Raw genomic sequence first — 12,092 nt, 5'->3', positions numbered from 1 at the left:
TCCCCCGGACCCGCTCGTTGATCATGAAGTTATTGCCTCCGGAAATCGCTTTCCGGGGCAATAACTTCATGATCGGCCGAGGTCGGGGGCTTTCCCGCCGCCGGGCCCACGCCGACCGACCGGACCCGGCGCAACCTGGCAACTCGATCCGTGAGGCACGGGATCAACGCCCCCATGCCTCCGCCGGCCGGCAGTCATCGGAGGACCTGCCGTAGACAACCTCGCCCGCTGGGGTGGTGTAGCAGTGGGCGAGTTGGTCCTCGGCCTGGAACAGCGGACGCCGGTCTATCTCCGAACCCTCGGCGTCGTAGCTGACCAACTCGGGATTGTTGGCTGCGCTGAGCCGGGCGTCGGTCGTCAACAGGCCGAACGCTCCGCCGGAGAGACGTGCGGGGGTGGTCCGGCCATCACCGTGGTCGAGCACCAGTCGGTCGACCCGGGCGCTGACCCGACCACTGACCGCGACGTCCCCGCCATCGACCTCAGTCGACGTCAACAACAGCCGCTGCACCGGGCCCGGCAGCCACCCGCCGGGCAGCCAGCGGTCGTACGCGATGCTGCGGCCCACCGCCGTGTCGCCGGACGCGGGCATCTCCAAGACCCAGGAGTCACACGTCGCATAGCCGGCATCGTTCATGAACAACACCAGCGCGTGATCCTCGGCGTCGATCGTCACCGCGAGATCGTGCATGGACAGTCCCAACCATGGAGCCTGCCGCTCCAGGGCAGCGCCGATGCCCTCGGCGTGCCACCGCAGGCATCGCTCGGCCACGTCATGCAACGACGGTGACGTCTCGGCAAGCCCCATGGCCACCAGACGGACCCTCGATCCGGGTTCACCCGGCCGGTCCCACATCCCGGCCACCACACCAGCGGCCGCGATGGACAGCGCCAGCCCGGCCAGCGCGATCCTCAGCCGTCCCGCACGTGCCGAGCGGCGCCCGGCCGCGCGCAGCAGTCTGGCCCGCATCGCGTACGCCGCACGCGGCGGCAGGTCCCGCTCCGCGGGCGGGTCAAGGATCTCGTTCATCGCTTCGCCTCCTGAATTTCCGCAGGTAGCAGGCGGGCCAGCCGGCTGCGGGCACGACTCACCCGGGACCGGACCGAGGCCTCGCTGATTCCCAACACCGCCGCCGCGTCCGGGTACGGCAGGCCTGACCACAGGCACAACGCCACCGCCTCCCGCTCGGCGGGCGAAAGCCGGCGTACGACCGCGAGCAGGGCATTCATGCGCCGCTCGTCGTCCAGCCGCGCGGCGACCTCCTCGGCGAGATCGCCGTCAGCGTGGTCCACCGCCGGTACCCGGTGCAGCAGCGCCAGCCACCGGCGGGCCGACCGCCACTCCGAGCGCACCGCGTTCGTCGCGACGACCAGCAGCCACGGCAACGCCGAACCCGCCACCAGCCGGGCGTCGTTGCGCCGACGCCACGCCACCAGAAAGGTCGCCTGGGTGACGTCCTCCGCTGTCGACCACGAGCCCGTCAGCCGGAACGCGTGGTTGTAGACCGCGCGGGAGTGGCGATCGAAGAGCTGCCCGAAGGCTGTCTCGTCACCAGCGACGATCGAGGACCACAGTTCCTCGTCCGAGGGCCGTACCTGATGTGTCACACCTGACTATGGCCGCCACCGGCACGCCTGTTGCACGGCCGACCATCGTCGGAGGCGTCAGGGCGGCGGCAGCGTCACCGTGACGGTCAGGCCACCGCTGGGGCGCGGCTGCGCCTCGGCGCTGCCGCCGTGCGCCCGGGCCACCGCCCGCACGATCGACAGCCCCAGTCCGAAGCCCCGGGCGCCGGCCGTCCGTTCCCGGCTCAGCCGCCGAAACGGCTGGAACATTGTTTCCACGTCGTAGCCGGGCACCACCGGGCCGGTGTTGACCACCACCAGCGTCGGTCGCCCGGCCGTCACACCGGTGCGCACCTCCACCCAGCCGTCGGCCGGCAGGTTGTGCCGTAACGCGTTCTCCACCAGGTTGAACGTCAACCGCTCCAGCAGCACCGGGTCGCCCACCGTCCCGGCCGGGCCCAGGGAGTGGCGCACCGGAATGCCGGGTGATGCCGCCTCCGCCTGGTCGATCACGTACGCGGCGATCTCAGCCAGATCCATCTGGGTACGCTCGGTCAGCTCGTTCTCCGAGTCAGCCAGCGTGAGCAGGCCGTCGATCAGCCGCTCGTGCCGCTCGTTCACCGACAGCAGCGCCTCGCCGAGGTGGCGCACCTCGGCCGGGGCGTCCGGCCGGCTCACCGCCAACTCCACCAGCGCCCGGTTGATCGTCAGCGGGGTCCGCAGCTCGTGGGACGCGTTCGCCACGAACCTCCGCTGCCCGTCGAAGGAGCGGTCCAGCCGTTCCAGCATCTGGTCGAACGTGTCGGCGAGTTCGCGTACCTCGTCGCGGGGGCCGGTCAGCGCGATCCGCTCGTGCAGCCCACGCCCGGCGGAGCCCGCGCTCGCGATCCGGCGGGCCGTCCCGGTGATCTGGTGCAGAGGTTGCAGCGCTCGGCCGGCGATCAACCAGCCGATCGCCACCGCCGCCGCCGAGACCACCACCAGCGCGAGGACGCCCTGGGTGAGCAGTGACTCCAGGGCGTTACGCTTCGCCTCGCTCTGCACGTCCTGTACCAGCATGCGGATCCGGTCGAGATCCTGCTCGCTCGGCAGGGAACGGGCGGGCATCACGGCCCGGTCCGGGAATTCGGCCCGGAACGGCTGCGGCATTCGCTGCTCCACCAACACGTACGTGACGCCGAGCAGAACGATGCCGGCGAGCAGGAAGAGACCGCCGTAGACCAGGGTGAGGCGGGCGCGGAGGGTGAGACGCTTCACCGGATCCGATACCCCGCTCCCGGCACGGTCTCCACCACCGGAGGATCACCGAGCTTGCGCCGCAGCTTCATCACGGTGACCCGCACGACGTTGGTGAACGGGTCGATGTGCTCGTCCCAGACCCGCTCCAGCAGTTCCTCGGCGGAGACCACCGCACCGTCCGCGCGCAGCAGCTCGGCCAGCACCGCGAACTCCTTACGGGTCAACGGCACGTACCGGCCGTCGCGGTGGATCTCGCGGCGGGCCGGTTCGAGCACGATCCCGGCCCGGCGCAGGGCCGGCGGCGCCACCGGGCCGGCCCGCCGGGTCAGCGCGTGCACCCGGGCGGCCAATTCCACCAGCGCGAACGGTTTCACCAGATAATCGTCGGCGCCCAGCGCGAGGCCGGCCACCCGGTCGCGAACCGCCGCCGCCGCGGTGAGCATCAGCACCCGAGTCGGCCCGCCGGCATCGACGATCGCCCGGCACACGTCGTCGCCGTGCACCACCGGCAGGTCCCGGTCGAGCACCACCACCTCGTACGCGTTCACGCCCAGCCGCTCCAACGCGGCGTCCCCGTCATACGCCACGTCGACCGCGAACGCCTCCCGGCGCAACCACTCCGCGATGGCGTCCGCCAACACGTCCTCGTCCTCCACCACCAGCACTCGCACCCGCCAATGGTGCCGCGACCGGAGATAACACCGCCGTAAACAGATTCGGTTATGCCCGCGATACGCGGCGTCGGCTGAACTGGCCCGGTCGTCCGGCGGCTGCGCCGGGCGCACCGTCCGGCGAGAGACGCCGGACGCCGGAAAGGACACCGACGATGCGACGGAGAACTCTCTTGCTCCCCGCGCTGCTGGCGCTCGCGCTGACCGGGTGCGCCGGCCGGGACGACGCCGGCACCGGCGTGGCCACGGCCGGCGGGGCGGCCACACCCTCCGCCTCCGCGACCGGCACCGAGGGCAGCGACGCCGAACGGCGGCTCGAATTCACCCGGTGCATGCGGGAGAACGGCGTGGACCTGCCCGACCCGCAGGGCGACGGCGGGCCGGGGTTGCGGTTCGACGGCAGCGTGGACCGGAGCAAGGTCGAGGCGGCCATGGAGAAGTGCCGCGAGCTGCTGCCCAACGGCGGCCAACCGCCGCAGCTCGACGCGCAGCAGCTCGAACAGATGCGGGCGATGGCCCGGTGCATGCGGGAGAACGGCGTACCGGACTTCCCGGACCCGGCCCCGGACGGCCGGATCCAGATCCAGCGGGACGCCTTCCGGTTCGACATGGACGATTCGACGTTCCGCGCGGCGATGGAGAAGTGCCGGCAGCACGCGCCCCGGTTCGGGGATGGCCGATGACGCGGCCCGCCCGTCGTAACCGGGTGGGGGCGGTCGCCGGGGGCGTGGCGTTGCTGCTGGTCGCCCTCGCCGGCGTGGCAGCCTCGGTCGGTTTCGGTGGTGGCGCGGGCGGTGCCGCCGCCGAGGCCGGCACCGCGCCGCCCGCCAGTGCCACCGTCACCCGGCAGGCCCTCGCCGACGCACAGACCGTCGACGGTGAACTCGGGTACGGCCCGAGCCGGACCGCCACCAGTCGGCTACCCGGCACGATCACCGCGCTGCCGGAAACCGGTGCCACCGTGCGGCGCGGCAAGGCGCTCTACGCCGTCGACGGCGATCCGGTGGTGCTGCTGTACGGGAAGGTGCCCATGTACCGGACGCTTCAGCCGGGCGTCGAAGGGCCGGACGTCGAGCAGTTGGAGCGGAACCTGAAGGCGCTCGGCTACACCGGCTTCACCGTCGACGACGAGTACACCTGGGCCACCGCCGACGCGGTCCGCGCCTGGCAGGAGAAGCTCGGCGTGGCCGAGACCGGCCGGGTCGAGCTGGGCCGGATCGGGTACGCCGACGGCCCGGTCCGGATCGAGGGCCACCAGCTCGACGTCGGCGCGATCGTCCAACCGGGGCAGGCGGTGCTGACCTACAGCGGCACCGACCGACTGATCACCACGGAACTCGATGTCGACGACCAGCGCCTGGCCAAGCGGGGCGAGCCGGTCGAGATCGGCCTGCCCGACGGCCGGCGGGTGGCGGGCAGGGTCAGCACGGTCGAGACGAAGATCGTGAGCGGCGCGACGGGCACGACCGGCGACTCCACTGGCGAGACGAAGATCGAGGTGGTCGTCAGCGTCGACGACCAGAAGGCGTTGGCCGACTTCGACCGGGCCTCGGCCGAGGTGACCTTCACCGTCAGCGAGCGTCCCGATGTGCTGACCGTTCCGGTCGCCGCGCTGCTGGCGCTGGCCGAGGGTGGCTACGGGCTGGAGGTCATCGACGGCGGGTCGAGCCGGATCGTCGCCGTCACCACCGGGTTGTTCGCGAACGGCCGGGTCGAGGTCACCGGTGACGGGATCACCGAGGGCACGACCGTCGGGATGCCGCGATGACCGGGGACGTGATCGTGCTCGACCAGGTCGGCAAGCGGTATGCCGGCGGGGTGGTCGCCCTCGCCGCCGTGTCGCTGCGCGTGCGCCATGGCGAACTGGTGGCGATCGTCGGACCGTCCGGCTCCGGCAAGTCGACCATGCTGAACGTGATCGGCACGCTGGACCGACCCACCTCGGGCACGGTGCTGATCGACGGTCACGACGTGGCGCGACTGACCGATCGGCAGCTCTCCACGCTCCGGGCCACCCGGATCGGCTTCGTGTTCCAGCAGTTCCACCTGGCCCCGGGCGTACCGGTGCTCGACAACGTGGCGGACGGGTTGCTCTATGCCGGCGTACCCCGGCGGGAGCGACGGCGGCGCGCGGAGGCCGCGCTGCACCGCGTCGGCCTCGGCCACCGGCTCGGGCACCGGCCACACGAGCTTTCCGGCGGCGAGCGACAACGGGTCGCGGTGGCCCGCGCGGTCGTCGGCGAGCCGGCCGTGCTGCTGGCCGACGAGCCGACCGGCAACCTCGACACCAGCTCCGGCGCGGCCGTGCTCGATCTTTTGCACGGGCTGCACCGGACCGGGACCACGGTCGTCGTGATCACGCATGACCGGGAGATCGCTGCCAGCCTGCCGCGTCAGGTGCAGATGCGCGACGGGCGGCTGTGCGCCGACTCGCGACCGGTGCCGAGCGGGGTGAGCTGAGATGACGCTGCTCTCCCCGGACCGGACGCCCCGGCTCGCCCCGGCCCGGATGCCTGCGGCCGATATCGTCCGCGTCGGCGGGGTCGGGTTGCGGACCCGACCGCTGCGGGCGTTCCTCTCGGCACTGGGTATCGCCATCGGCATCGCCGCGATGATCGCCGTGGTCGGGATCTCGTCGTCGTCCCGTGCCGAGCTGGATCGCACCCTCGCCGCGCTCGGCACCAACCTGCTGACCGTGTCACCGGGCCGGACCCTCTTCGGCGGCGACGCGCAGCTTCCGCTTGAGGCGGTGGCGATGATCAAGCGGATCGGGCCGGTGACCCGAGCGACGGCCACCGGCCAGCTCGCTGGCAACGTCTACCGGACCGACCGCATCCCGGTGGCGGAGACCGGCGGCATCGCCGTCCGGGCCGCCCAGCTCAGCCTGCTGGAGACCGTCGGGATCGAGGTGGCGAGCGGCACCTGGCTCAACGAGGCCACCGCCCGGTACCCGGCGGTCGTGCTCGGCGCGACCGCCGCCGAACGCCTCGGGCTCTCGGCCGCCGGTCCCGACGTGCAGGTGTGGCTAGGTGGCCGCTGGTTCACCGTGGCGGGCATCCTCGCCCCCGCCCCGCTCGCGCCCGAACTCGACAGCTCGGCCCTGATCGGTTGGGAGGTCGCGGCCAGCCACCTGGGGTTCGACGGCCACCCGACGACCGTCTACACCCGGGCCGAAGCCAACCAGGTCGAGGCGGTCCGTGCGGTGCTCGGGGCGACCGCCAACCCGGAGGCACCGAACGAGGTCGACGTCTCGCGCCCCTCGGACGCCCTGGCCGCCGCCCAGGCCACCGACGAGACGTTCACCGCGCTGCTGCTCGGCCTGGGTGCGGTGGCCCTGCTCGTCGGCGGGGTCGGGGTGGCCAACACCATGGTCATCTCGGTGCTGGAACGGCGTGCCGAGATCGGCCTGCGCCGCTCGCTCGGCGCCACCCGGGGGCAGATCCGCACCCAGTTCCTCTCCGAGTCGCTGCTGCTGTCGGCGCTCGGCGGGACCGGCGGGGTGCTGCTCGGCATCCTGGTCACCGCCGGATACGCGCTCTCCCAGGACTGGCCGGCCGTGGTACCGGCGTGGGCGACGCTCGGCGGCGTCGTCGCCACGTTGGTGATCGGCGGCCTCGCCGGCCTCTACCCGGCGATCCGAGCCTCCCGCCTGGCACCCACCGAAGCGCTCGCCACCGGGTAGCAGCGGGCAGCAGTGGCCCCCGGTGCCGGGCGTGGCACCGGGGGCCACACCGGGCGAAGAAGGGTCCGTTGCTGCGTCAAGGCACCGCGCGTCGGGTTGCCCGCCGGGCTTACGTTTGAAACGGCTTGTCACCCTGCGGCCACGAACCGTCAACGCGGCAGCAGTTCATCCAAGAACTACGATCCGAGGGCAGAGGAGGGCCGCCGTGTTTGAACGGGCCTGCATCGCGCCCCAGGGGCAGAGCCGAGAGTACGCCCGGACGACGCGCAGATCGCTGCGGATATCGGTCGCACTGCTCCTGGCCACGTCGCTACTGATCTCCTGCAGCTCGTCCGACACCCCGGTTCCTCCGGTCCCCTCGACCACCTCGGCAGCGCTGGCCCCGGAGTTCGTCGTGGCCATCGGCGCGGACGGCCTCGCCCTGGCGGGCACCGACTGGTTGGCGCGGGTGGACGGCATCGAGCCGGCGGAGAGCGATCCGCGTGGTCAGCTGGTGGCCGGGATCGACGCGGCACGTGCGGCGGTGGTCTACGCCGATCACATCGCGGTGGTGCAGCAGCACCGGCCGGCGATCATCGCGGACTGCGTCGACTGTGTCGGGGTCGCGGTGACCGACCGCTTCATCGTGACCAGCCGGAGAAACTTCACCCCCGGCAACGGCTTCGATCTGGTGCTGTTCGAGCACGACCTGTCCACGAGCCGGGCCGTTCCGGCCCAGCGACTGGAGGAGCGCGCCACCACGGACTATCCGGCGGAGAACGACGAATCCCCGATCACGCTCGCCGCCGACGAAGAGCGGATCACCGTCGGCTACGTGGCACGGGACGGCGGCTATCGGCGCGGCCCCTCGATCATCGCCCAGTACGCCTTCGACGGCCGGTTGCTCGCCAGCACGAAGATCATGGGTCTGCTCGGCCGCTCCGCGGTCTCCCCGGACGGTCGCCGACTCGCGGTGGGCGCCGGCGGGTCGAGCGGATACTGCCACACGCACTACGCGCCGGTGATGATCGATCTCGGGTCGCTGCGGGTCCAGCCGGTCGAACCCGCCGTTCCACAGGTGGACTCGGACACCGCCGACCCGTGGTTCTTCCTGACCGACCTGCAATGGGCGGCCGACAAGCTCATCGCCACCGGCGAACTGCACAACCCGCCGGAGAACGACATCTGCGATCCAGAGCCGCAGATCTGGCAGCGTACGGTCGATCCCACCACCGGGGCCCCCGTGGACTCCGGTGACCATCGGGCGATCTTCGCGCGCTGGATCGGCCCCGGCTGCGACGACGTACTCACGGTCGGCGGCAACTACCCTGACCGGGTGCTCAGCCGCGGCTCCGGTGAGCGCCTCGGCCGCTACCACCGGATCGGTCTCGGTCGTCCGGCACCCGCCGGATGTCCACAGCCGTGAACGAGCAGACCCGGTACCACGCCTTCATCAGCTACCACAGCAGCGGACGGCGGGTCGCCAGACGACTCAAACGCGATCTGTATGCGATCGCGAAGCGCCATGCCGCAGGCGCCGGGTTCGCCGTCTACCTGGACACCTCCGATCTCAGGCCCGGTCCGCTGAGCGACGAGATCCGCACCGCCGTCGCACAGTCCCGGTGCCTCATCGTGCTGTTGTCCCGGGTAACCGTCGAGTCGAGTTGGGTGGCCCAGGAAATCTCCCACTGGCTGGCCAGCGGCGGCACCGCGGACCGACTATTCCTGGTCCGGCTGGACCCGGAGCTGGACCTGAGCTGGGACGACAGCGCGGGCACGTTCCGCAATCCGCTGGCCCTACCCGCACCGCTGCGGGGGTTGTTCCCGGTCGAGCAGAAGTGGATCGATCTGGCCGACCGGTCGACGGTACGCGGTCAGGAGGGTGTGACCGGGCTCTGCGCCGCGCTGATGGACATCGGCGCCAACGAGTTCCTGCTTGAAGAGGCGACGTACCAGCGGCGACGGACCCGTACCTTCACCGCCGTCGCCGCGTTGATGGCCCTGCTCACCGTGGCCGCGACCGCCGGTAGCGTCGCCGCGCTGAACAGCCGCCGCGAGGCGGAGCGCAACGCCGAGCAGGCGCTCGCCCAGGCCGATGCCGCGGAGGCATTGCTGGCCGCGACGGAGACGCCCACGCTGGCCATCGAACGCGCGCTGCGCGCCGCCCGGCACAGCGACAGCCCCACCGTACGGTCGGCCATGCTCGCCGTGTCCCATGCGACGCGCCGGCTGACTCGGGCCCTGACGTATCCCGAGGCGGAGACCGGCCACCCGGCGGCGGGCGGTAGCTTCTCCGCAGACGGAACAAGGCTGGTGGCCTGGGGCGCGGGCCGGGAGCCGAACAGCTCGGTCCTGCAAGTGTGGGAGATCATGACAGGGCGGGTCGCGGCCACCGTCCCGACCGACGCCGCCGACCTGCGGGACGTCACCTTCGTGGGCAGCAATCACCTCGCGGCGTGCGCCGCCACCGGGCCGATGCTGATCAACCTCGGGACAGCGAAGAGCACCCGTCTCGACGCCGCCCCCCGAGCCGCCTGCCAGGTGCACCGCTTCGCCGCCGGTGTGATCCTGTTGAGCGGAGACACCGCTCCGGGCGGGGCCAGCGACCGGCACGCAAGCGGCATCGCGGGCGGCACGGCGTACGCGGTGGACCTGCACGGCAGCACGACGGCCCTGGCCGGCGTCGACAGCGTCGCGGCCCACCCGTACGCCCGGGTCGCGGTCGTGACGGGCCCGGCCGGGGTCGCGGTCGTGACATCGGAGGGCAGCCGGCTGCCGGTGCCGGTCCCGTCCCGCTGGTCGGCGAAGGCCGCCGACCAACGCGGCGGTTTCCTCGTCAGCTCAGGCGGCCGGCAGTGGGCCATGATCGCGCTGCGCGAGGGCCGGCCGCACCTGCGGAAGCTGACCGTTCCCGCCGCCGCCGTCGACGTCGCACCGCTGCTGAACTTCGACCGGATGACCGGCGAAGCGGCGTGGATAACCGCCGACGGCACCATCGGCTGGACCGGCGACAACCGGCGAACGCGGCTGCCGGACTCCCAGGGACAGCCGAGCTGGCGCGGGTACGGCAACCGTCTCGAACCACTGGCGGACGGCAGACTGGTCGCGATCCACCGCAACACCGCCGCGGTCGTACGCCCACCGAAGGGGTCTCCTGCCGACGTACCGCAGGGTTCGGTGCCGCCGAACGCGGAGGTCACCTGGACACAGGCGATCGTGCCGGGGCCGCTGGGGCCGCCGGCCGACGACGGCTCGGAGCCGATCGCCGCCACGTGTGCGGACCGTACCGGGGTCCTGGTCCGCACCAACAGGCCCGACAACGGCATGATGGTCATCGACGGGGCCGCGCAGGGATGGCAGCTCGACGGGCGCGGCGAGTTCACCGACTCGTGCGACGTGGTCGTCATCGGCCGCACGCTGTCGTTCCTGCCGGATCTCGCACCGGCCAGGGCAACCGTGCTGCGCGACCCCCTGACCACCGAAACCGTCGTCGTACCGCCAGCCGGCGATCAGGTGGCCCTGCTGAAACCCGGGTTCGCCATCGAGATCCTCTCCACCCTGGGACCGGAGTCGTTGCCGAAACCGTGGGACGCCACCGTCGACTCGGGCGGTGCCGTGACGGCGAACGGTGAGCGGGAGGTCTTCGTCAGTCTCGAGAAACTGGCGATTTCGGCGGCCGGAGGGGCCGTCGATCGGGTCCGGCTGCCGGCCCCCGCCGAACTTGTCGCGGCCAGACCGGACGGCACCGGCGCTGCGGTCGCCGAATACTCCTCCAACCGGGTCTGGCTGGTCGATCAGGGATCGCTCGCGCCGTCCGACGCCTGCACGGGCAAGCGGGTGGCGTACCTGCCAGGGCCGGACTTCACGACCAGTCGCGCCGACGCCGAGGCGCAGATTCCGCTGGCCCGCGTCGGCCACACCCGGTTCGTCGACTGCCGCGACGGGCGTACCGTCTTTCGTGACCCGACGTTGGAGGTCCTGTCGTACGACATTGGTCGCGAGACCGGCCGGATCGTCGCGCGCAGCGGGCGCAAGACCACTATTACCACCTGGTCCCGGAGCGGTGCCGGTGGAACGACCACCCTGGACGGGCCGCCGCTGCCGACGGATCGGGCGATCACGTCGTTCGACGAGAGCGGGCGGCTGGCGGTCACCTATACGCCCGGAACGGGCGCGGTGACGCTCCACCAGCACGACGGCGGAGGCTGGACCACGACGCTGAGACTGGCCAGCAGGCTGGCCCGGATCACCACCGCGCAGCCGGTCGACGGCGGGACGCTGGTCCTCACCGTCGGCACGACGGGCGGCTTCGAGCTGTTCGACGTGGCGACCGGTCGGCTCGTGGCCGCTGATCTCGGCCTCTCCGTGGGAACCGACGTCGAGCGGGTCTCCGCCCGCCGGGTCGGTGACATGCTCGCCGTGGCTCTGCACGACCGAGGCGAGCCGGCGGCGGACGCAACGATCCGCCTCCCGGTCGGCATCCCGGCGCTGAGACGGCAGCTCTGCTCGATCTACGCCGCGGAGGAGTGTGTCGACTGATCCACCGGAAAGATCACACCGTGGCGGTTGCGGCCAGCCCGGTGAGCCAATCACGGGCGGGCTCGGCCTGACACCGAGCCCGCCCGCGTCATTGGATCAGCGTTGCAGGGTGAGGACGCCGGGGCGGTACGGCAGGAGGCCGTAGTCGCCGCCGGAGCTGGGGGAACGCCCCTGGTAGAGCAGTTGGAGGTTGCAGGGGTCGATGGTCATGGTCTGGTCGGCGTTGCTGCGGATCAACTCGCCGTGGCTGATGTCGTTGGTCCAGGTCGCGCCGCTGTTGGCCTTACCCGCGAAGGGGTTGCTCTCACTCGTCGCCTGCGGCGTCCACGTGCCGCCCAGGCTGGTGGCCGTGAAGGAGCGGAAGTAGCGGCCCTGCGAACCGATCGCCTCGACGAGCATCAGGTACCGGTTCTGGC

General features: G+C 71.8%; 11 protein-coding genes. 6 read left to right on the top strand and 5 right to left on the bottom strand.

Going from position 1 to position 12,092, the window contains the following annotated elements:
• Positions 1–163: 163 nt before the first annotated feature.
• From IEY61_RS25865 to IEY61_RS25850, 4 genes are read right to left on the bottom strand one after another with little or no spacing between them, the layout of a single operon-like run.
• Positions 164–1,030 carry a hypothetical protein gene (locus IEY61_RS25865; RefSeq protein ID WP_189048860.1) on the bottom strand — a complete coding sequence of 289 codons (867 nt, stop codon included), beginning with the start codon at positions 1,028–1,030 and terminating at the stop codon, positions 164–166.
• Positions 1,027–1,608 (bottom strand): RNA polymerase sigma factor, encoded by a 582-nt coding sequence (locus IEY61_RS25860; protein WP_189048858.1) that lies wholly within the window; start codon positions 1,606–1,608, stop codon positions 1,027–1,029. The genes IEY61_RS25865 and IEY61_RS25860 overlap by 4 nt, the downstream gene beginning before the upstream one ends.
• A 57-nt stretch (positions 1,609–1,665) precedes the next feature.
• Positions 1,666–2,823: a sensor histidine kinase gene (locus tag IEY61_RS25855; protein WP_189048857.1), complete on the bottom strand. Its 1,158-nt coding sequence runs from the start codon at positions 2,821–2,823 to the stop codon at positions 1,666–1,668.
• Positions 2,820–3,476 (bottom strand): response regulator transcription factor, encoded by a 657-nt coding sequence (locus tag IEY61_RS25850; RefSeq protein WP_189048855.1) that lies wholly within the window; start codon positions 3,474–3,476, stop codon positions 2,820–2,822. The genes IEY61_RS25855 and IEY61_RS25850 overlap by 4 nt, the downstream gene beginning before the upstream one ends.
• 155 nt (positions 3,477–3,631) lie before the next feature.
• Between IEY61_RS25850 and IEY61_RS25845 the strand changes: the two genes are divergently transcribed.
• The 6 genes from IEY61_RS25845 to IEY61_RS25820 all read left to right on the top strand — a co-directional run bounded on the left by IEY61_RS25845 (position 3,632) and on the right by IEY61_RS25820 (position 11,676).
• The gene (locus IEY61_RS25845) at positions 3,632–4,159 is read left to right on the top strand and encodes a hypothetical protein (protein ID WP_189048853.1); all 528 of its coding nucleotides are present in this window, start codon (positions 3,632–3,634) and stop codon (positions 4,157–4,159) included.
• On the top strand, positions 4,156–5,244 hold the full coding sequence (locus tag IEY61_RS25840) for a peptidoglycan-binding protein (RefSeq protein WP_189048850.1): 1,089 nt from the start codon (positions 4,156–4,158) through the stop codon (positions 5,242–5,244). Before IEY61_RS25845 ends, IEY61_RS25840 begins: the two co-directional genes overlap by 4 nt.
• Complete coding sequence (locus IEY61_RS25835) at positions 5,241–5,936, top strand: ABC transporter ATP-binding protein (protein WP_229706443.1); 696 nt, start codon at positions 5,241–5,243, stop codon at positions 5,934–5,936. The genes IEY61_RS25840 and IEY61_RS25835 overlap by 4 nt, the downstream gene beginning before the upstream one ends.
• 1 nt (position 5,937) lies before the next feature.
• Positions 5,938–7,158, top strand: a complete 1,221-nt coding sequence (locus IEY61_RS25830; RefSeq protein WP_189048848.1) for an ABC transporter permease — start codon at positions 5,938–5,940, stop codon at positions 7,156–7,158.
• Positions 7,159–7,363: 205 nt separating this feature from the next.
• Positions 7,364–8,563 carry a hypothetical protein gene (locus IEY61_RS25825; RefSeq protein WP_189048846.1) on the top strand — a complete coding sequence of 400 codons (1,200 nt, stop codon included), beginning with the start codon at positions 7,364–7,366 and terminating at the stop codon, positions 8,561–8,563.
• Complete coding sequence (locus IEY61_RS25820) at positions 8,560–11,676, top strand: toll/interleukin-1 receptor domain-containing protein (protein ID WP_189048844.1); 3,117 nt, start codon at positions 8,560–8,562, stop codon at positions 11,674–11,676. Before IEY61_RS25825 ends, IEY61_RS25820 begins: the two co-directional genes overlap by 4 nt.
• Before the next feature lie 96 nt (positions 11,677–11,772).
• Here the strand turns inward: IEY61_RS25820 and IEY61_RS25815 are convergent.
• Positions 11,773–12,092, bottom strand: a 320-nt coding sequence (locus IEY61_RS25815) for a non-reducing end alpha-L-arabinofuranosidase family hydrolase (RefSeq protein WP_268240628.1), incomplete at its 5' end; no start/stop codon positions are given.

The organism is Micromonospora sonchi (genome assembly GCF_014646235.1).
Lineage (GTDB): Bacteria > Actinomycetota > Actinomycetes > Mycobacteriales > Micromonosporaceae > Micromonospora > Micromonospora sonchi.
The sequence above is the reverse complement of the archived record's forward strand: the minus strand, read 5'-3'. Positions and strand labels throughout refer to the sequence as shown.

Coding starts and splice junctions, on each gene's coding strand:
- IEY61_RS25835 (WP_229706443.1), top strand. CDS start 5,241: ATGACCGGGGACGTGATCGTGCTCGACCAGGTCGGCAAGCGGTATGCC.
- IEY61_RS25840 (WP_189048850.1), top strand. CDS start 4,156: ATGACGCGGCCCGCCCGTCGTAACCGGGTGGGGGCGGTCGCCGGGGGC.
- IEY61_RS25865 (WP_189048860.1), bottom strand. CDS start 1,030: ATGAACGAGATCCTTGACCCGCCCGCGGAGCGGGACCTGCCGCCGCGT.
- IEY61_RS25845 (WP_189048853.1), top strand. CDS start 3,632: ATGCGACGGAGAACTCTCTTGCTCCCCGCGCTGCTGGCGCTCGCGCTG.
- IEY61_RS25830 (WP_189048848.1), top strand. CDS start 5,938: ATGACGCTGCTCTCCCCGGACCGGACGCCCCGGCTCGCCCCGGCCCGG.